The sequence below is a fragment of the Aeromicrobium sp. YIM 150415 genome (assembly GCF_016918125.1).
Taxonomy (GTDB): Bacteria; Actinomycetota; Actinomycetes; order Propionibacteriales; family Nocardioidaceae; genus Aeromicrobium; species Aeromicrobium piscarium.
Genome location: NZ_JAERWM010000003.1, coordinates 19672 through 39203, shown reverse-complemented (window position 1 = coordinate 39203; position 19532 = coordinate 19672). Strand labels below are relative to the sequence as shown.

The window sequence follows — 19532 nt, the reverse complement described above, 5'->3', positions numbered from 1 at the left end:
CTATGGGCCAGAAGATCAACCCGCACGGTTTCCGCCTCGGCGTCTCGACCGACCACAAGAGCCGCTGGTACGCCGACAAGCTGTACAGCAGCTACGTCGGCGAGGATGTCAAGATCCGCAAGATGCTCACCAAGGGCATGGACCGGGCCGGCATCAGCAAGGTCGAGATCGAGCGCACCCGCGATCGGGTCCGCGTGGACATCCACACGGCACGTCCGGGCATCGTCATCGGCCGCCGTGGAGCCGAGGCCGACCGCATCCGCGGTGACCTCGAGAAGCTCACCGGCAAGCAGGTGCAGCTGAACATCCTCGAGGTCAAGCAGCCCGAGATGGACGCCCAGCTCGTCGCGCAGGGCGTGGCCGAGCAGCTGAGCGGTCGCGTGCAGTTCCGTCGCGCGATGCGCAAGGCGATGCAGACCACGATGCGCTCGGGTGCCAAGGGCATCCGGATCCAGTGCTCGGGTCGCCTCGGCGGCGCGGAGATGAGCCGCTCGGAGTTCTACCGCGAGGGCCGCGTCCCGCTGCACACGCTGCGCGCCGATGTCGACTACGGCTTCTACGAGGCCAAGACGACCTTCGGCCGTATCGGTGTGAAGGTCTGGATCTACAAGGGCGAGGTCGCCGGCACGCGCGCTGAGCGCGAGGCCGAGGCCGCGAAGCGCGCTGCCGCCCCCGGCAGCCGCCGTCCCGGCCGCGGCAACCGCCGCCCCGCCCGTCAGGACGCCGCTGCTCCGCAGCAGGCGCCCGCTGAGAACGCCGCCTCGGCCGAGGCGGCTCCCCAGGGAGGGACGAACTGATGTTGATGCCCCGCAGGGTCAAGCACCGCAAGCAGCACACGCCCAAGCGGCGTGGCATGGCCAAGGGCGGCACGGAGCTCGCGTTCGGCGACTACGGCATCCAGGCGATCGAGGGACACTTCGTCACCAACCGTCAGATCGAGTCGGCCCGTATCGCGATGACCCGTCACATCAAGCGTGGCGGCAAGGTCTGGATCAACATCTTCCCGGACCGTCCGATCACCAAGAAGCCCGCCGAGACCCGCATGGGCTCGGGCAAGGGCTCGCCGGAGTGGTGGGTCGCCAATGTCAAGCCCGGACGCGTCATGTTCGAGCTGTCGGGCGTCAGCGAGGACGTCGCCCGCGAGGCGATGCGCCGCGCCATCCACAAGCTGCCGATGAAGGCCCGCTTCATCACCCGTGAGACAGGAGACCTGTGATGTCGACAACGACAGCCGCAGAGCTGCGCGGTCTCAGCGCCGACGACCTGGCGAGCAAGCTGAAGGAGGCCAAGGAGGAGCTGTTCAACCTGCGCTTCCAGAACGCCACCGGCCAGCTCGACAACACCGCGCGACTGAAGTCCGTTCGTCGCGAGATCGCCCGCATCTACACGGTCATCCGTGAGCGCGAGCTCGGCATCATCGAAGAGGTTGAAGCATGAGCGATGAGAACAAGAAGGAAACGACCGTGAGCGAGCGTTCGACCCGCAAGGTCCGCGAGGGCCTCGTGGTGAGCGACAAGATGGACAAGACCGTCGTGGTCAGCATCGAGGACCGCATCAAGCACCCGCTGTACGGGAAGGTCATGCGTCGCAACACCAAGCTCAAGGCGCACGACGAGGCCAATGCGGCCGGCGTCGGCGATCGCGTGCTCCTGGCGGAGACGCGACCGCTGTCGGCGACCAAGCGCTGGCGCGTCGTGGAGATCCTCGAGAAGGCGAAGTAGGAGACAAGCGATGATTCAGCAGGAGTCGCGACTCAAGGTCGCCGACAACACCGGTGCCAAGGAGATCTTGTGCATCCGGGTGCTCGGCGGCTCGGGCCGGCGGTACGCCGGCATCGGCGACACGATCGTCGCCACGGTCAAGGACGCCATCCCCGGCGGCAACGTCAAGAAGGGCGATGTCGTCAAGGCGGTCGTCGTGCGCACCGTCAAGGAGCGCCGTCGTCCCGATGGTTCCTACATCAAGTTCGACGAGAACGCCGCGGTGATTCTCAAGAACGACGGCGATCCGCGTGGCACGCGCATCTTCGGCCCGGTGGGCCGCGAGCTGCGTGACAAGAAGTTCATGCGCATCATCTCGCTCGCTCCGGAGGTGCTCTGAGATGGCAAGCATTCGCAAGGGTGACCAGGTTCGCGTCATCGCCGGCAAGGACAAGGGCGTCGAGGGCAAGGTCCTCGAGGTCCTGACCGACCGCGATCGGGTGATCGTCGAGGGCGTCAACCGGGTCAAGAAGCACCGCCGCGCGACGCAGGCCGGTGGCGAGGCGGGGATCATCACCGCCGAGGCCCCGGTCCACGTCTCGAACGTGGCCCTGGTCGTCGAGGTCGACGGCGAGAAGACCACCACGCGCGTGGGCTTCCGCCGCGACACCGTGACCAAGACCCGGCCCGATGGGTCGGAGTACGAGGCGGAGCGCAGCGTGCGCATCGCCACCAAGACCGGAAAGGAGATCTGAGTTCAGTGAGCACTGACACCGTCACGGCGCCGCGCCTCAAGGCGAAGTACCGCGAGGAGATCATTCCGGCGCTGCAGGAGCAGTTCGGGTACGCCAACCGCATGCAGATCCCGGGCCTGACCAAGATCGTCGTCAACATGGGCGTCGGTGAGGCGGCCCGCGACGGCAAGCTGATCGAGGGCGCGATCCGCGACCTGACCGCTATCACCGGTCAGAAGCCGCAGGTCACGCAGGCTCGCAAGTCGATCGCGCAGTTCAAGCTGCGCGAGGGCATGCCGATCGGCGCGCACGTCACGCTGCGTGGTGACCGGATGTGGGAGTTCCTCGACCGCCTGCTGACGCTCGCGCTGCCCCGCATCCGCGACTTCCGCGGTCTGTCGGCCAAGCAGTTCGACGGTCGCGGCAACTACACGTTCGGTCTGACCGAGCAGGTCATGTTCCACGAGATCGATCAGGACAAGATCGACCGCTCGCGGGGTATGGACATCACGGTCGTCACCACGGCGACCACCGACGATGAGGGACGCTCCCTCCTCAAGCTGCTCGGCTTCCCGTACAAGGAGAACTGACATGGCGAAGACTGGCCTGAAGGTCAAGCAGGCGCGCAAGCCCAAGTTCGCGGTCCGCGGATACACCCGCTGCCAGCGCTGCGGTCGTCCGCAGTCGGTCTACCGCAAGTTCGGCCTGTGCCGGATCTGCTTGCGGGAGATGGCCCACCGCGGCGAGCTGCCCGGCGTGACCAAGAGCTCCTGGTAACAACCAACCCACGACGCGACAGGTCCTCTCCCACCCGGATGCGGGGACGAGATGCGAAACCGGCGCGAGAACGGAAACACCACTCATGACGATGACCGATCCGATCGCGGACATGCTGACGCGTGTGCGCAACGGAAACCAGGCGTTCCACGACTCGGTGACGATGCCGCACTCCAAGCTGAAGGCTGGCGTCGCCCAGATCCTCAAGCAGGAGGGCTACATCACCGACTTCGAGATCGCCGAGCCCGGCGAGGGCGAGGTCAGCAAGCAGCTGACGATCACCCTCAAGTACGGCCCGCACCGCGAGCGCTCGATCGCCGGCATCCGCCGCATCAGCAAGCCCGGCCTGCGGGTGTACGCCAAGTCCACCAACCTGCCCAAGGTCCTCGGCGGACTCGGCGTGGCGATCATCTCGACCAGCCACGGCCTGCTGACGGACCGTCAGGCCACGATCAAGGGCGTCGGCGGCGAAGTCCTCGCCTACGTCTGGTGACGGGAGGAGAACGAATATGTCACGTATCGGCAAGCTTCCCGTTCCGGTGCCTTCGGGCGTCGACGTCACCATCGACGGCCAGACCGTCACGGTGAAGGGCCCCAAGGGTCAGCTCTCGCACACCGTCGCCGAGCCGATCACCGTCTCGCGAGCCGATGACGGCTCGCTCGCGGTGGATCGTCCCGACGAGGAGCGCAAGAGCCGGGCTCTGCATGGCCTCTCCCGCACGCTCGTCAACAACATGGTCATCGGCGTGACCCAGGGCTATGAGAAGAAGCTCGAGATCGTCGGCGTCGGTTACCGCGTGCTCTCCAAGGGCCCGTCGGAGATCGAGCTGAACCTCGGCTTCAGCCACCCGGTGCCGTTCACGGCGCCGGAGGGCATCACCTTCACGGTCGAGTCGCCGACCAAGCTCACGGTGACCGGCATCGACAAGCAGGTCGTCGGCGAGGTCGCGGCGAACATTCGCAAGATCCGCAAGCCCGAGCCGTACAAGGGCAAGGGTGTTCGTTACGCCGGCGAGCACGTCCGCCGCAAGGTCGGAAAGGCTGGTAAGTAAGCCATGGCAATCTCGATCAAGCACAACAAGCACCTCCGGGGTCGTCAGGCCTCGCGGGCTCGTCGTCAGCTCCGTGGCCGCAAGAAGCTGCACGGATCGGCCGAGCGTCCTCGCCTGGTCGTCACCCGTTCGAGCAAGCACCTGGTCGTCCAGGTCGTCAACGATCTCGAGGGCCACACCCTCGCGTCGGCGTCGACCATGGAGGCGGACCTGCGCGGCCTCGAGGGCGACAAGACCGCCAAGGCCCGTCGTGTCGGCGAGATCGTCGCTGACCGCGCCAAGGCCGCGGGCATCGACGCGGTCGTGTTCGACCGCGCCGGCAACAAGTACGCCGGCCGCATCGCGGCGCTCGCCGACGGTGCCCGCGAGGGCGGTCTGGAGTTCTGATGATCATCACCACCAACATGAGGAGTTCGGCATGAGCACGCGCCGTCAGGGCAGCGGACGCGGTCGCGGCGACCGCGGGGCCGACAAGTCCAACTACATCGAGAAGGTCGTCACGATCAACCGTGTCGCCAAGGTCGTCAAGGGTGGTCGGCGCTTCAGCTTCACCGCTCTCGTGATCGTCGGTGACGGTGACGGCATGGTCGGCATCGGCTACGGCAAGGCCAAGGAAGTTCCCACGGCGATCGCCAAGGGCGTCGAGGAGGCGAAGAAGAGCTTCTTCCGCGTCCCCCGCATCCAGGGCACGATCCCGCACCCGGTGACCGGCGAGAAGGCGGCCGGCGTGGTCTTCCTGCGTCCGGCTTCGCCCGGTACCGGCGTCATCGCCGGTGGACCGGTGCGCGCCGTGTTGGAGGCCGCCGGCGTCCAGGACATCCTGTCCAAGTCGCTCGGTTCCTCCAATGCGATCAACATCGTCCACGCGACGGTCGAGGCGCTCAAGACCCTCGAGTCCCCCGAGGCGGTCGCCGCCCGCCGTGGCCTCGATGTCGAGCAGGTCGCACCGGCCGCCTTGCTGAGGGCCGAGAAGGGCGAGGACACCAGCGCGTCCGCCGAGGCTGCCGCCGAGGTGGGTGCGTGATGGCCAAGCTCGAAGTCACCCAGGTCCGTTCGGCCATCGGCCGACAGCAGAACCAGCGCGCCACCCTGCGCTCGCTGGGCCTGCGCAAGATCGGCGACACCTCGACCGTCGAGGATCGCCCCGAGATCCGCGGCATGGTCGAGACCATCCCGCACCTGATCACCGTCAAGGAGGTGGACTGAATGGCGCCGCTGAAGCTGCACCATCTGCGTCCCGCCCCGGGAGCCAAGACCGCCAAGACCCGCGTGGGTCGCGGCGAGGCGTCCAAGGGCAAGACCGCCGGCCGCGGTACCAAGGGCACCAAGGCGCGCTACCAGGTCTCGGCAGCCTTCGAGGGCGGCCAGACCCCGCTCCACATGCGCCTGCCCAAGCTGAAGGGCTTCAAGAACCCCTTCCGTGAGGAGTACCAGGTCGTCAACGCCGGTCGTATCGGCGAACTGTTCCCCGAGGGCGGCGCCGTCGACGTCGACGCTCTCGTCGCCAAGGGCGCGGTCCGCAAGGGCGAGCGCGTCAAGGTGCTCGGCGGCGGCGATCTCTCGGTCGCCGTGCAGGTCACGGCGGACAAGTTCTCCGCTTCGGCCAAGAGCAAGATCGAGGGCGCGGGCGGTTCGATCACCGAACGGTGATCGGATGATCGTCTGAATAACGGCGGGATGTGCCATCGGCATGTCCCGCCGTTCTCGTCCCCTGTTAGAGTCAGCGTCTGTGCCCTGATCTACACATCAGGGCACTGCCATCACACGAGTCAGCACCTCGGTGCACGAGGAGGAATCCGGTGCTCAGCGCCTTCGTCAACGCGTTCAAGACACCCGATCTGCGGCGCAAGCTCCTCTTCGTGCTGTTCATCATCGTGCTGTTCCGCTTCGGCTCGATGCTGCCGGCCCCGGGCATCAACGTGCCCAATGTGCAGCAGTGTGTCGACCTCGCGGCCCAGAGCGAGCAGAGCAGCCTGTTCGCCCTCATCAACGTCTTCTCCGGTGGCGCGCTGCTGCAGTTGACGATCTTCGCGCTCGGCATCATGCCGTACATCACCGCGAGCATCATCCTGCAGCTGCTGGTCGTGGTCATCCCACGACTGGAGGCCCTCAAGAAGGAGGGGCAGGCCGGGCAGACCAAGATCACCCAGTACACCCGTTACCTCACGGTCGGGCTGGCGATCCTGCAGGCGACCGGCATCGTGGCGCTCGCGCGCAGCGGTCAGCTCTTCGGCGGCATCCAGTGCGGTGACCTGCTGTACCGCCCGGACAATGTCGCGGCCTTCCTCCTCATCGTCACGGTGATGGTGGCCGGCACGACCGTCATCATGTGGTTCGGCGAGCTGATCACCGATCGTGGTGTCGGCAACGGCATGTCGATCCTCATCTTCTGCCAGGTCATCGCCACCTTCCCCGGTGCCATGTGGCAGATCCGGCTCCAGAACGGCTGGACCACCTTCACGCTCGTCACGCTGGTCGGTCTCGTCATCGTCGCGGCGGTCATCTTCGTCGAGCAGGCGCAGCGCCGCATTCCCGTCCAGTACGCCAAGCGGATGGTCGGACGACGGATGTTCGGCGGATCCTCGACCTATATCCCGATCAAGGTCAACCAGGCCGGCATCATCCCGGTCATCTTCGCCTCGAGCCTGCTGTACATCCCCGCGCTCGTGGCCAACTTCAACCCAGGCGAGTCGTGGTCGACCTGGATCCAGGACCATTTCGTACGCGGCGACCACCCGTACTACATGATCACGTTCTTCCTGTTGATCGTGTTCTTCACGTACTTCTACGTCTCGATCACGTTCAACCCGAACGAGGTCGCGGACAACATGCGCAAGTACGGCGGCTTCATCCCCGGCATCCGTGCGGGCCGGCCGACCGAGGACTACCTCGCCTACGTGCTCAGCCGGATCACCGCACCGGGTGCGACCTATCTCGGGCTCATCGCGCTCATCCCGATGGTCGCGATCGCCCTGCTCGGTGCGAGTCAGAACTTCCCGTTCGGTGGTACCTCGATCCTCATCATCGTCGGCGTCGGTCTCTCGACGGTCCAGCAGATCGAGAGCCAGCTCCAGCAGCGCAACTACGAAGGGTTCTTGAAGTAATGCGTCTTGTCATCATGGGTCCGCCGGGGGCGGGCAAAGGCACGCAGGCCGAGGCGCTGGCGCGCCGTATCGAGGGTGCTCACATCTCGACCGGTGACATCTTCCGCGACAATGTCTCGCGGCAGACCGAGCTCGGCCGGACGGCGCAGCGCTACATGGACGCGGGGGAGTACGTCCCCGACTCGGTCACCAATGCGATGGTGCGCGATCGTCTGGCGCAGCCGGATGCCCGTGACGCCTTCCTGCTCGACGGCTACCCGCGCACGCCGGATCAGGTGGCCGAGCTGGACTCGATCCTGTCGGACCTCGGGACACAGCTCGACGCGGCGCTGGCGCTGACCGTCGACCCCGAGGAGCTCATCGCGCGGTTGTTGAAGCGCGCAGAGACGAGCGGGCGCAGCGATGACACGGAGGACGTCATCCGGCACCGCCAGGAGGTGTACACGGCCGAGACCGCTCCGCTGCTGAACGTCTACCGCGAGCGGGGTCTCCTCGTCGAGGTCGACGGCATGGGCAGCGTGGACGAGGTCGCGGCCCGGATCGACGCCGCCCTCCCGAAAGCCTGACCGCGCGGCCTCAGCGGTACTCAACGAGGGCGGGAGCTGAGATGTTCGGGCGGGGACGGATCGAGACCAAGAGCGATGCCGAGCTGGTGCTCATGCGGCAGGCCGGGCTCGTCGTGGCGCGCACGCTGCAGTCACTGCGCGATGCCGCCGCGCCCGGCGTGACCACGGGCGAGCTGAACGATTTCGCCCACGAACGCATCCGCGAACAGGGTGCGACCTCGAACTTCCTCGGGTACCACGGCTTCACCGGCGTCATCTGCACGTCCGTGAACGAGGAGATCGTCCATGGCATCCCCGGCGACCGTGTCCTGCGCGATGGCGACGTGCTGTCCATCGACTGCGGGGCGATCGTCGACGGCTGGCATGGCGACGCGGCGATCACGGTGGAGGTCGGCACCGTCTCCGATGCGGCCGCCGAACTGTCCCGCGTGACCGAAGCGGCGCTGTGGGCCGGTATCGCGGCGATGGCCACGGGCGCGCGGGTCGGCGACATCTCCCACGCCATCGAGTCGAGCATCGACGCGGCCGGCGACTACGGCATCACCGAGCCGTTCACCGGACACGGGATCGGCCGGGAGATGCACATGGACCCCGACGTGCCCAATAGCGGACGTGCCGGCAGGGGGCCTCGGCTGACCGAGGGCGTGACCCTCGCCATCGAGCCGATGGTGACGCTGGGCTCGGCACAGGCGCGCATCTTGGAGGACGGCTGGACCGCCGTGACCCCTGACAGCGTCCTGGCCGCGCATTGGGAGCACACGGTGGCGCGCACCGGCTCCGGCGTGTGGGTGCTGACCGCCGAGGACGGCGGCGCGGCGCGGCTCGGTGAGCTCGGCGTGCCCTTCGGCGCGCTCTGACCCCGGCGTCGATCAGCGATGATCGACAGGCTCCGGGCCGCGAGTGGCCGTATGCTGACCTCGGCTGAGGAGGTCTCATGGCGCGAGGCGTACGCCGCCGCGCGGCGGTCGGAGCGGGACTCGTCGGCGCACTCGTCTTCGTCGAGTTCGTGAGCGGCGTGCTGCAGGGGTATTACACGCCGCTGCAGACCGACATCGCCCGGCATCTGGGCGTCGGCGATGCCGACCTCAACTGGCTGGAGGCCGCCCAGCTGCTCGTCTCGGCGCTCGCGGTGCCCGCCCTGTCCAAGCTCGGCGATCTGTGGGGACACCAACGCGTGCTGCTGTGGTCCTCGGCCGTCGTCGCGGTGGCGAACTGGGGGATCGCCTTCTCCTCGGACTTCGTGGTCTATCTGATCTTCTGGGCGATCCAGGGGGTCTTCACCGTCTGGCTGCCCCTCGAGGTCGCCCTGATCTTCCTGCGTAGCCGTGGCCTGGCCGACCGGCCGTCGGCCACGCGCCGGGCCACGGGCGTGATCGTCGCGGCCCTGCAAGCCGGTGCGATCGCCGGTGCGCTCGGCGCGGGGCTCGCCGCGGCGCTCCTCGAACCGCTGTGGGCCCAGCTCGCGGTGCCGGCCGCGCTGAGTGTCCTCGTCGTCGCGGTGATCCACTGGGGTGTCGAGGCCGAGCACGAGCGTAGGGGCGGCGTCCTCGACGGGCCGGGGCTGCTGCTGGTCAGCGCCGCGCTGCTGTGCGTCGTGGGCGGCCTGTCGTTGGTCCGTATGGTCGGTATCGCCTCCTGGTGGCCCTGGGTCGTGCTCGCCGCCGGGCTCGTGCTGCTCGTCCCGTTCATCCGCTTCGAGCTGCGGGCGCCCGATCCGCTCATCGATGTTCGCGTCATGACCAAGCCGGCGATGTGGCCGGTCCAGGCCACGGCGATGCTGTTCGGCGTCTCGATCCTCGGAGCGCAGATCCCGCTGACCACCTTCGCGCGGACCGATCCCGCGGAGCACGGATTCGGCCTCGGGCTCACCGCATCGCAGCTGTCGCCCATCATCGGCGGCTATGTGCTGTCGATGCTGATCGGAGCGCTGCTGTTCGCCCGCGTCACGGCGGTGCTGACGCCGCGTCTGTGCCTCATCGTGGCGGCGGTCGTCGTGGCGATCGGCTACGGCGGCCTCGTGCCGTTCCACGACTCGGTCCTGCAGCTGCTGGCCTGCATGGTCGTCGCGGGCCTCGGCTCCGGCGCGCTCGTCGCCGCGCTGCCGGCGGCTGCTGCGTCGGCCGCCCCCGAGAACCGCACCGGCGTGGCGACCGGGCTCACCAACTCGGCCAAGACCATCGGCGGCTCGGTCGCGTCCTGTGTCTTCGGGGTGGCTCTCGCCGCGGGTGCGACCGAGACGGCGGCGTCATTGCGCGGGTACTACACGGTCTGGCTGATCTGCGCGGGTACCGCTGTGATGGCCGCGGTCCTGCTGACCTTCGTGCCGAGACTCGCCTTCGCCGATCCGGCGCGCTTCGAGGAGGTCGCACCATGACATCGCCCGCTGAACGACTGGCCCGCCTGATCGCCTGCCGTACGGTCTCAGCACCCGACGAACGCGAGGAGGCGGCCTTCGAGGAGTTCCGTGCCGTGCTGGCGGAGCTCTATCCGTTGATCCACGAGCGCCTCGAACGTACCGAGCTCGAGGGCGGCGGGCTGCTGTTCCGGTGGCCGGGTGCGGCCGATGAGCGCCCGGTCGTGCTCATGGCGCACTACGATGTGGTCCCCGCGCCGGCCGAACAGTGGTCCGGTGATCCGTTCGCGGGGATCATCGACGGTGGTCGAGTCATCGGTCGTGGAGCACTCGACGACAAGGGGCCGCTCGTCACGATCGCCGAGGCGGTCGAGACGCTGCTGTCCGAGGGGTTCACGCCGGAGCAGGACGTCTACCTGTCCTTCGGAGCCGACGAGGAGGTCTTCGGCACCGGCGCAGCCCGGGCGGTCGACCACCTCGAGCGTGCGGATGTGCGGCCCTGGCTGGTGTCTGACGAGGGCGGCGCCGTCGTGGAGGACGCATTCCCCGGCGTTCAGGGTCGCCTGGCGATGATCGGGATCGTCGAGAAGGGCACAGTCGATGTCGAGCTGCTGGCCCGAGGGGGAGGGGGCCACGCGTCGACTCCGGCCCCGAGAGGCGCGACGGCCCGGCTGGCGCGGGCGATCGTGCGACTGGAACGCCACCCGATGCCACCACGGCTCACCGAGCCCGTCCGGCTGATGCTGCGGACGATGTCCCAGCGGATGCGCGGGCCGCAGGCCGGCCTGTTCGCCCGTGTCGACCGCTTCGCCCGTCCGCTGGCCGAGCTGCTGGCGCGCGCCGGGCCCGAGACGGCCGCCATGGTGCGCACCACCACGGCGGTCACCCGGCTCTCGGGAAGCCCGGCGCGCAACGTGCTCGCCACCGAGGCCCGCGCCACGGTCAACGTCCGACTGCTCGTGGGGGACACGAAGGCAGCTCTGGTCGAGCGACTCGAGAAACTGTTCCGCGGTCTCGACATCGAGATCGCCGGTGTGGACGGCGAGGACCCGCCACCGGTCTCCAGGACCGACAACGATGCCTGGCGCACCATGGTCGAGGCGCTGGCGGCGACGATGCCCGATGTCCTGGCCGTGCCCTATGCCCAGACCGGGGGTACCGACAGTCGCCATTTCACCCGCATCTGCGACTCGGTCTACCGCTTCGCGCCGCTCACGATGAGCCGTGAGCAGCGCGATTCGATCCACGCCCCGAACGAGTTCGTCGAGATCGAAGCGCTCGACCACGGCATCGCCTTCTTCCGAGCCCTCCTCACGGGGTTGCGCTGACCCCCGGAGCGCGCAGCGGCGCGCCATCTCGGCGGATCGACCCGATTTGAGTCCAGCATGGCGGCCTGCGTATGATAGGGAGTCGGCCTCGTCAGCCGCGTCCCTTCCTGCCCTCAGGCCGGTGGGGCACGTGTGTGCCGGGGTCTGGTCGACGTAGTCAACCGAAGAAGAGGTCATGGCGAAAAAAGAAGGCGTCATCGAGATGGAGGGCGCGGTCATCGAAGCCCTGCCGAACGCGATGTTCCGCGTGGAGCTGGCCAATGGCCACAAGGTCCTCGCGCACATCTCGGGCAAGATGCGTCAGCACTACATCCGTATCCTCCCCGAGGATCGGGTCGTGGTGGAGCTGTCGCCCTATGACCTCAGCCGCGGGCGCATCGTCTACCGCTACAAGTAAACCCGTCACGTTCGTACCGAAGAGAGAGTTTCTCGATGAAGGTCAACCCGAGCGTGAAGAAGATCTGTGACAGCTGCAAGGTGATCCGTCGCCACGGCCGCGTCATGGTGATCTGCTCTAACCCGCGCCATAAGCAGCGCCAGGGCTGATCGCGGCTTCTTCACCGTGAATCACATCGTCTGACGGCTCGTCCGCTCCGCGCGGACGCCACCCCCGGCGCGAAGGCCGGGGCCCGGCTCGAGGGAGGACCCCTCGTAAGGCGGCCGGGATGCCACGGACGTCCATACCTTCGCTGAATGAAAGGAAATGCCACCATGGCACGCCTCATCGGAGTGGATCTCCCGCGCGAGAAGCGCATCGAGATCGCACTCACCTACATCTTCGGCGTCGGCCGCACGCGCGCCGCCGAGACCCTTGCCGCCACCGGCATCGACCCGAGCACCCGTGTGCACGAGCTCGACGACGACCAGCTCGTCGCCCTGCGCGACCACATCGAGGGCAACTACCAGGTCGAGGGTGACCTCCGCCGCGAGATCACCGCCGACATCCGTCGCAAGATGGAGATCGGCAGCTACCAGGGTCGCCGTCACCGGGCCCACCTGCCGGTCCGTGGCCAGCGCACCAAGACCAATGCCCGTACGCGCAAGGGCCCCAAGCGCACCGTCGCCGGAAAGAAGAAGTGATCTGACGATGCCTCCCAAGAGCAATGCAGGCGCCAAGAAGGTGCGCCGCAAGGAGAAGAAGAACGTCGCGCAGGGCCAGGCCCACATCAAGAGCACGTTCAACAACACGCACGTGACGATCACTGACCCGAGCGGTCAGGTGATCTCCTGGGCCTCCGGCGGAACCGTCGGGTTCAAGGGCTCGCGCAAGTCGACGCCCTACGCCGCCGGCATGGCCGCCGAGGCCGCGGGCCGTCAGGCGATGGAGCACGGCATGAAGAAGATCGACGTCTTCGTCAAGGGCCCCGGTTCGGGCCGTGAGACGGCGATCCGGTCGCTCAGTGGCGTCGGCCTGGAGGTCGGCACCATCTCCGATGTGACCCCCACGCCGCACAACGGCTGCCGTCCGCCCAAGCACCGTCGTCTCTGACGCCTCGATTTTCTAGGAGTTTCACCCATGGCCCGTTACACCGGACCTCTCACCAAGAAGTCGCGCCGTCTCGGCGTCGACCTCGTCGGTGGGGACAAGGCCTTCGAGCGCCGTCCGTACGCGCCCGGCCAGCACGGCCGCGCCCGCGTCAAGGAGTCGGAGTACCGCACCCAGCTGCAGGAGAAGCAGAAGGCGCGTTACACCTACGGCGTGCTGGAGAGGCAGTTCCGCAAGTACTACGAGAATGCGCACCGCAAGCCCGGCAAGACCGGTGACAACCTGCTCGCGCTGCTCGAATGCCGTCTCGACAACGTCGTCTACCGCGCCGGTCTGGCGCGCACGCGACGTCACGCTCGCCAGCTGGTGACCCACGGTCACTTCCTGGTCAACGGCGTCAAGACCAATATCCCGTCCTTCCAGGTCTCGCCGCACGACATCATCGACGTGCGTCCCAAGAGCCTGGAGATGACGCCGTTCATCGTGACGCGCGAGACCCACGACCAGGACACCGTCCCGGGCTGGCTCGATGTCTCGCCGGAGCGGGGCCGGATCCTGGTGCACCAGAAGCCGGTGCGCGAGCAGATCGTCGTCCCGATCCAGGAGCAGTTGATCGTCGAGTTCTACTCGAAGATCTGATTCACCCCTTCCCTCGACCCGAGCCGTCAAATAGTGGGCGGTTCGGAAAGGAACAGTCACCATGCTGATCGCCCAGCGCCCCGTCCTGACCGAAGAGTCCGAAGGCGACTACCGTTCGCGGTTCGTCATCGAGCCCCTCGAGCCCGGATTCGGCTACACCCTCGGCAACTCGCTGCGTCGCACGCTGCTGAGCTCCATCCCGGGTGCGGCCGTCACCTCGATCAAGATCGACGGTGTCCTGCACGAGTTCTCGACCATCCCCGGCGTCACGGAGGATGTCACCGAGATCATCCTCAACCTGAAGAACCTCGTCGTCTCCTCGGAGAACGACGAGCCGGTGGTCATGTACCTGCGCGCCGAGGGCGCCGGAGACGTCACCGCCGCGGCCATCACGCCGCCGGCGGGTGTCGAGGTGCACAACCCCGACCTGCATGTCGCGACCCTCAACGACAAGGGCCGGCTCGAGATCGAGCTGGTCGTCGAGCGGGGCCGTGGCTACGTGTCGGCGGCGCAGAACAAGACCGGCGAGGAAGAGATCGGCCGTATGCCGGTCGACTCCATCTACAGCCCGGTCCTGAAGGTCACCTACAAGGTCGAGGCCACCCGAGTCGAGCAGCGCACCGACTTCGACAAGCTGATCATCGACGTCGAGACCAAGCAGTCCATCCTGCCGCGTGACGCCATCGCGTCGGCCGGATCGACCCTGGTCGAGCTCTTCGGCCTGGCCCGTGAGCTCAACGTCGAGGCGGAGGGCATCGACATCGGCCCGTCGCCGGTCGACGAGGCGATGGCCGCTGATCTGGCCCTGCCGATCGAGGACCTGGACTTCACGGTTCGCTCGTACAACTGCCTCAAGCGCGAGGGCATCCACACCGTGGGTGAGCTCGTCGGGCGCAGCGAGCAGGATCTGCTGGACATCCGCAACTTCGGCTCCAAGTCGATCGACGAGGTCAAGGCCAAGCTGGCCGAGATGGGCCTGTCCCTCAAGGACAGCCCCGCCGGCTTCGACCCCAGCGCGGTCATCGACACCTACGACGACGATGCGAGCTTCGCCGAGGACGAGCAGTACTGATCTGCTCGCCGCGCGCTGATTCTTTGAAACGGAGAACTGACAATGCCCACCCCCACCAAGGGAGCCCGTCTCGGCGGTAGCCCCTCGCACCAGCGTCTGATCCTCGCCAACCTGGCGCAGTCGCTGTTCGAGCACGGCAAGATCACCACGACGGAGGCCAAGGCTCGCCGCCTGCGTCCGTACGCCGAGCAGCTCATCACCAAGGCCAAGACCGATTCGCTGGCGAACCGTCGCCAGGTGCTCAAGGTCATCCGCGACAAGGGTGTCGTGCACACCCTCTTCACGGAGATCGGTCCCGACATGGCCAACCGTCCCGGGGGTTACACCCGGATCACGAAGATCGGTCCGCGCAAGGGCGACAACGCCCCCATGGCCGTGATCGAGATCGTCGAGGGCGGCTTCACGCCGACCCCGAAGGCCGAGAAGTCCGCCCCCAAGGCCGAGGCCGCTCCGGTGGCCGCCGAGGAGGCTCCTGCCGAGGAGACCGCCGAGGTCGAGGAGGCGCCGGTGTCCGGTGAGGCCGAAGAGGCCGCTGCGGACGAGGCCCCGGTCGAGGACGCTGAGGAGTCCGCCGACGACAAGGCCTGAGGCCATCTGACGAGAGGCCCGGAACCCGTGAGGGTTCCGGGCCTCTCGCCGTCTCCCGGTCCTGTCGTCGCTCGGGGGCTCTCGAAGGCCGACTTGAATCCGAATTCGAGTTACATTATGGTGTGATCCCATGCCGACCTCATGCCAAGAAGGGTCCGTGTCCGAGGACATCCACGACAGTGCCGAGGTCCCCTCGAGCATCGTCGAGAACGGATGTGAGGCATGAGCTACGAGACCTATCCGGCAGGGAGCCCTTATCCGGGCGAGGTGGCGCCCACGGTGCAGGAATCACGACCGGCCTGGCCCGCGCCTCGCACCGCACCTGACGGCGCCCCGAATGTCGTCACCATCGTGCTCGACGATCTCGGCTACGCCCAGATCGGTTGTTTCGGCGGCCTCGGAGGGCGCATCGAGACACCGCACCTGGATCGTCTCGCCGCCGAGGGACTGCGCTTCCGCAACTTCCACGTGACACCGCTGTGCTCACCCACCCGCGCCGCGCTGCTGACCGGGCGCAATGCCCACGCGGTGGGGGTGGGATCGATCATGGAGTACGCCACCGGCTTCCCCGGCTACAACACGATGATCCCCGATGAGACGGCCATGACGCCGGCGATCCTGCGTGAGCACGGATACTCCACGATGGCGCTCGGCAAGTGGCACCTCACCCCCGATGCCGAGAACGGCCCGTGGGGGCCCTTCGATCGCTGGCCGCTGGCCAAGGGCTTCGATCGCTTCTACGGCTTCCTGCCCGGAGAGACCTCGCAGTGGGCCCCGGAACTGTGGCGCGATCACCACCGGGTCGAAGCTCCCGCGGGTCCCGAGGACGGCTATCACCTCAGCGCGGATCTCGTGGACACGGCGTGCTCGTGGATCGACGAGCAGAATGCGGTCACCCCTGACAAGCCCTACTACCTCTATCTGGCCTTCGGGGCGATGCACGCTCCGCATCACGCTCCGCGCGAGTGGATCGAGCGGTACCGCGGGTGTTTCGACGAGGGCTGGGATGTGATCCGCCGCGAGACCCTCGAGCGCCAGATCGAGCTCGGGGTCGTACCGCCCGACACGCGGCTGGCCGATCACAATGACGGAATCCGGCCCTGGGACTCGTTCAGCGCACAGGAGCAGCGGGTGCTCTGCCGCCAGATGGAGACCTTCGCCGGATTCCTCGCGCACACCGATCACCAGATCGGACGCCTCGTGGAGATGCTGCGCGAGCGGGGGGACCTCGACGACACCGTCCTCGCGGTCGTGGCCGACAACGGCGCGAGCGCGGAGGGCGGACCACACGGGCTGTTCCATGAGCTGAGCTACTTCAACCGCTCGCCCGAGGACATCGCGGAGATGGACCGCCGGCTCGACGAATGGGGCGGCCCGACCAGCCACCCGCACTACGCCGCCGGATGGGCCGAGACCGGGAACACCCCGAATCGCTGGTACAAGACCACCTGCCACGAAGGCGGCACGCGCGTACCGCTGATCGTGCACTGGCCGGCGGGTATCGCCGACCCCGGCGCGGTCCGTCAGCAGTACGGCCACGCCATCGACCTGCTGCCGACTCTCCTGGACCTCGCCGACATCCAGGTGCCGCAGACGGTTGCCGGGGTGGAACAGCGTCCCTTCGATGGTGCCAGCCTGCGTACGGCGATCACCGAGGCGAGCGGGGAGCCGAGCCGCAGCGTCCAGTACTTCGAGTGCTTCGGGCACCGAGCGGTGTGGCGCGACGGGTGGAAGGCCGTCGCCCTGCACGTCTCCTCGACCCACGCGTTCCGCGTCGGCATGGACCCCGCGCTGGCCCACGACGGCGACTATGACCGGGACATGTGGGAGCTGTACCGCGTCGACGAGGACTTCTCCGAGACCCGCGACCTCGCGGCCGAGGAGCCGGAGCTGCTGCGCGAGCTGGTGGACCTGTGGTGGTCCGAGGCCGAGCGCAACCAGGTGCTTCCGCTGGACGACCGCGGTTCGGTGCGGTTCAACGAGCCGCGCCCCCAGGCGACACTGCCGCGTGAGGTCTACACCTACAGCTCGCGCGTCATGCTCGGGCGTAGCTCATCTCCGGATCTGCGCAATCGCACCTTCTCGGTGACGGCGGAGATCGACTGGGAGCCGGGTCAGGAGGGAGCCGTCGTCAGCTACGGCAACTTCGCGGGAGGCTTCAGCCTGTTCGTCCTCGACGATCGGCTGCACGTCGCCTTCGCCTACTTGGGCCGGCAGGAGTTCGCGGCCGCCGATGAGGTGCCGCTGAGTCCGGGCCGTCACGTGATGGGCTTCGCCTTCGAGCGCACCGACGATCACGTCGGGACGGTCCGGGCCTTCCTCGACGGCGAGGAGCGGGTGCGGCTGGAGCAGGTGCGCACCAATCCGATCCTCTGGTCGGCGGGCCAGGGCCTGCAGGTGGGCGGCGATAGCATCTCATCGGTCTCGCGGGCCTATCGGTCCCCCTTCGACTTCCGCGGTGACGTGCGCTCGGTGCGGATCGGGCTCGACGAGCAGGCGACGGTACCCGGCGACGACGGCCGCATCCTCGCCGTCCAGCAATGACATCCCCTCGGCGACAGGAGAGACGATGACCGACATCCGCGGTGCCGAGGTCGAGCAGATCGAGGTGACCATCCGGTGAGCGTGACGAGCATCCCCGATGCGCTGTGGACGGGAGCCGCGATGGCACCTGAGCAGCCGGCGGTCCGAGGTGTCACCCGGGCGCAGACCTATCGAGAGCTTCGCGATGCCGCGGGCGTCTTCACCTCCGGCCTGCGCGAGCGGGGCGTGGGCCGGGGCGACCGGATCGTGCTGATCGCCCCGACCGTGCCGGAGTTCGCGCAGGCCTATGTCGGCGCGTTGGCCGGCGGGATCGTCGTCGTTCCGGTCAACACGATGGCGACCGCGCACGAGATCGACTACATCGTCCGCGACAGCGGTGCCACCCTGCTGCTGGCCTGGCATGAGTGCGACACGTCGGCGAGGACGGCGGGGGAGTGGTCGGACCTTCCCGTGTGGACCTTCGACGAGACCACCGCCGACGGGGCGCGCGACGCCTCCGGGCTCCCACGGGAGGCGATGACGGGCGACGAGACGGCGGTGCTGCTCTACACATCGGGCACCACGGGCAAGCCGAAGGGCGTCCGGCTGACGGGCGACAACCTGTTGACGGCGGCGCAGGTCGTGGTCGAGCGGGTGGGGATCACCCGCGATGACCGCCTCGGGACCGCCCTGCCGCTGTTCCACGTGTTCGGTCAGGCCGTGTGCCTCAATGCGGCGCTCGTCGCGGGTGCGCCGATCTCGCTCCTCAGTCCGTTCACCGGCGAGGCCATGCTGGACCTGATCCGTCGCGATCGGCTGACCGTGGTCAGCGGTGTCCCGACGATGTGGAATGCCATGCTGCACGCGGGTGGGGAGCACGGCCCCGAAGACTTCCAGGAGCTGCGCGTGGCCACCTCGGGTGGCGCGGCGCTCCCCGCCGAGGTGCTCCGCGCCTTCGCCGAGAAGTTCGGGTGCACGATCCTGGAGGGATACGGCCTCACCGAGACCACGGCGCTCGCGACCTTCAACCAGCTCGACCGCGAGCAGCGCGCGGGCACGGTCGGCGTCCCGATGCCGGGTATCGAGGTGCGGGTGTGCGACGACCAGGACGCGGACGTGCCGGTAGGCGAGGTCGGGCAGGTGCTGGTGCGCGGCTTCAGCGTCATGGCCGGCTACTGGAACCGTCCCGAGGCCGATGCCCAGGACCTCGCCGGCGGCTGGTTCCACACCGGCGACCTCGGCCGACTGGACGAGGACGGCTATCTGACGATCGTCGACAGGGTCAAGGACCTCATCATCCGCGGCGGCTACAACGTGTACCCGCGGGAGGTCGAGGAGGTGATCTACGAGCATCCCGATGTCGTCGAGGTCGCGGTGATCGGGATCCCCGATGATCGATATGGTGAGGAGGTCGCCGCGGTGATCGCGCTTCGGCCCGGTTCCGCTCTCGACACGACGGAGCTCCGGCTCTGGGCCAAGGAGCGGCTCTCGGCCTATAAGGTGCCGCACGAGGTGCGATTCGTCGACACCCTGCCGAAGGGCGGCACCGGCAAGATCCAGAAGCGAGCACTCGACTGGTCGACGCTCGCCACGAATGTCAGGAGGTGAGC

28 protein-coding genes are annotated in these 19532 nt (G+C 67.7%); all 28 read left to right on the top strand.

Features of this window, described 5'->3' with window-relative positions:
- Positions 1-2: 2 nt before the first annotated feature.
- Entirely contained in the window at positions 3-797 is a 795-nt protein-coding gene (gene rpsC, locus JL108_RS01445; RefSeq protein ID WP_143911382.1) for a 30S ribosomal protein S3, read from the top strand.
- Positions 797-1216: a 50S ribosomal protein L16 gene (gene rplP, locus JL108_RS01440; protein ID WP_087624395.1), complete on the top strand. Its 420-nt coding sequence runs from the start codon at positions 797-799 to the stop codon at positions 1214-1216. Before rpsC ends, rplP begins: the two co-directional genes overlap by 1 nt.
- Positions 1216-1437 (top strand): 50S ribosomal protein L29, encoded by a 222-nt coding sequence (gene rpmC, locus JL108_RS01435; RefSeq protein ID WP_087624394.1) that lies wholly within the window; start codon positions 1216-1218, stop codon positions 1435-1437. The genes rplP and rpmC overlap by 1 nt, the downstream gene beginning before the upstream one ends.
- Complete coding sequence (gene rpsQ / locus JL108_RS01430; RefSeq protein WP_143911383.1) at positions 1434-1721, top strand: 30S ribosomal protein S17; 288 nt, start codon at positions 1434-1436, stop codon at positions 1719-1721. The genes rpmC and rpsQ overlap by 4 nt, the downstream gene beginning before the upstream one ends.
- A gap of 10 nt (positions 1722-1731) precedes the next feature.
- Positions 1732-2100 (top strand): 50S ribosomal protein L14, encoded by a 369-nt coding sequence (gene rplN / locus JL108_RS01425; RefSeq protein ID WP_143911384.1) that lies wholly within the window; start codon positions 1732-1734, stop codon positions 2098-2100.
- Position 2101: 1 nt separating this feature from the next.
- Entirely contained in the window at positions 2102-2455 is a 354-nt protein-coding gene (gene rplX, locus JL108_RS01420) for a 50S ribosomal protein L24 (RefSeq protein ID WP_143911385.1), read from the top strand.
- A gap of 5 nt (positions 2456-2460) precedes the next feature.
- On the top strand, positions 2461-3024 hold the full coding sequence (rplE, locus tag JL108_RS01415) for a 50S ribosomal protein L5 (protein WP_143911386.1): 564 nt from the start codon (positions 2461-2463) through the stop codon (positions 3022-3024).
- Position 3025: 1 nt separating this feature from the next.
- Positions 3026-3211, top strand: coding sequence for a type Z 30S ribosomal protein S14 (locus JL108_RS01410; protein WP_087624390.1), 186 nt, complete (start codon positions 3026-3028; stop codon positions 3209-3211).
- 85 nt (positions 3212-3296) lie between these two features.
- Complete coding sequence (gene rpsH, locus JL108_RS01405) at positions 3297-3704, top strand: 30S ribosomal protein S8 (RefSeq protein WP_143911387.1); 408 nt, start codon at positions 3297-3299, stop codon at positions 3702-3704.
- A 16-nt stretch (positions 3705-3720) separates the two neighbouring features.
- Positions 3721-4263, top strand: a complete 543-nt coding sequence (gene rplF / locus JL108_RS01400) for a 50S ribosomal protein L6 (protein WP_143911388.1) — start codon at positions 3721-3723, stop codon at positions 4261-4263.
- A gap of 3 nt (positions 4264-4266) precedes the next feature.
- Entirely contained in the window at positions 4267-4650 is a 384-nt protein-coding gene (gene rplR, locus JL108_RS01395; protein WP_143911389.1) for a 50S ribosomal protein L18, read from the top strand.
- 31 nt (positions 4651-4681) lie between these two features.
- Complete coding sequence (gene rpsE / locus JL108_RS01390; protein WP_205196577.1) at positions 4682-5287, top strand: 30S ribosomal protein S5; 606 nt, start codon at positions 4682-4684, stop codon at positions 5285-5287.
- A complete protein-coding gene (rpmD, locus tag JL108_RS01385; RefSeq protein ID WP_143911391.1) occupies positions 5287-5469 on the top strand; it encodes a 50S ribosomal protein L30 in 183 nt (60 codons plus the stop codon). The genes rpsE and rpmD overlap by 1 nt, the downstream gene beginning before the upstream one ends.
- A complete protein-coding gene (gene rplO / locus JL108_RS01380; protein ID WP_205196576.1) occupies positions 5470-5913 on the top strand; it encodes a 50S ribosomal protein L15 in 444 nt (147 codons plus the stop codon).
- A 149-nt stretch (positions 5914-6062) separates the two neighbouring features.
- On the top strand, positions 6063-7367 hold the full coding sequence (gene secY, locus JL108_RS01375) for a preprotein translocase subunit SecY (protein WP_143911393.1): 1305 nt from the start codon (positions 6063-6065) through the stop codon (positions 7365-7367).
- Complete coding sequence (locus JL108_RS01370) at positions 7367-7933, top strand: adenylate kinase (protein WP_205196575.1); 567 nt, start codon at positions 7367-7369, stop codon at positions 7931-7933. The genes secY and JL108_RS01370 overlap by 1 nt, the downstream gene beginning before the upstream one ends.
- 41 nt (positions 7934-7974) lie before the next feature.
- The gene (gene map, locus JL108_RS01365) at positions 7975-8790 is read left to right on the top strand and encodes a type I methionyl aminopeptidase (protein ID WP_205196574.1); all 816 of its coding nucleotides are present in this window, start codon (positions 7975-7977) and stop codon (positions 8788-8790) included.
- A gap of 77 nt (positions 8791-8867) precedes the next feature.
- Positions 8868-10307: an MFS transporter gene (locus tag JL108_RS01360; protein WP_205196573.1), complete on the top strand. Its 1440-nt coding sequence runs from the start codon at positions 8868-8870 to the stop codon at positions 10305-10307.
- Positions 10304-11614, top strand: a complete 1311-nt coding sequence (locus tag JL108_RS01355; protein ID WP_205196572.1) for a M20/M25/M40 family metallo-hydrolase — start codon at positions 10304-10306, stop codon at positions 11612-11614. Before JL108_RS01360 ends, JL108_RS01355 begins: the two co-directional genes overlap by 4 nt.
- A 175-nt stretch (positions 11615-11789) precedes the next feature.
- Positions 11790-12011: a translation initiation factor IF-1 gene (infA, locus tag JL108_RS01350; protein WP_087624380.1), complete on the top strand. Its 222-nt coding sequence runs from the start codon at positions 11790-11792 to the stop codon at positions 12009-12011.
- A gap of 35 nt (positions 12012-12046) precedes the next feature.
- A complete protein-coding gene (gene rpmJ / locus JL108_RS01345; RefSeq protein WP_087624379.1) occupies positions 12047-12160 on the top strand; it encodes a 50S ribosomal protein L36 in 114 nt (37 codons plus the stop codon).
- 165 nt (positions 12161-12325) lie between these two features.
- Positions 12326-12694, top strand: coding sequence for a 30S ribosomal protein S13 (rpsM, locus tag JL108_RS01340; RefSeq protein ID WP_143911398.1), 369 nt, complete (start codon positions 12326-12328; stop codon positions 12692-12694).
- Between the two features lie 7 nt (positions 12695-12701).
- Positions 12702-13103 carry a 30S ribosomal protein S11 gene (gene rpsK / locus JL108_RS01335; protein WP_087624377.1) on the top strand — a complete coding sequence of 134 codons (402 nt, stop codon included), beginning with the start codon at positions 12702-12704 and terminating at the stop codon, positions 13101-13103.
- A 27-nt stretch (positions 13104-13130) separates the two neighbouring features.
- Complete coding sequence (gene rpsD, locus JL108_RS01330; RefSeq protein ID WP_143911399.1) at positions 13131-13739, top strand: 30S ribosomal protein S4; 609 nt, start codon at positions 13131-13133, stop codon at positions 13737-13739.
- Between the two features lie 61 nt (positions 13740-13800).
- A complete protein-coding gene (locus JL108_RS01325; RefSeq protein WP_143911400.1) occupies positions 13801-14811 on the top strand; it encodes a DNA-directed RNA polymerase subunit alpha in 1011 nt (336 codons plus the stop codon).
- 42 nt (positions 14812-14853) lie between these two features.
- Entirely contained in the window at positions 14854-15399 is a 546-nt protein-coding gene (gene rplQ, locus JL108_RS01320) for a 50S ribosomal protein L17 (protein WP_205196571.1), read from the top strand.
- A 222-nt stretch (positions 15400-15621) separates the two neighbouring features.
- On the top strand, positions 15622-17943 hold the full coding sequence (locus JL108_RS01315) for an arylsulfatase (protein ID WP_205196570.1): 2322 nt from the start codon (positions 15622-15624) through the stop codon (positions 17941-17943).
- 75 nt (positions 17944-18018) lie between these two features.
- Positions 18019-19530 (top strand): long-chain fatty acid--CoA ligase, encoded by a 1512-nt coding sequence (locus tag JL108_RS01310; protein ID WP_205196569.1) that lies wholly within the window; start codon positions 18019-18021, stop codon positions 19528-19530.
- The last annotated feature ends 2 nt before the right edge of the window (positions 19531-19532 follow it).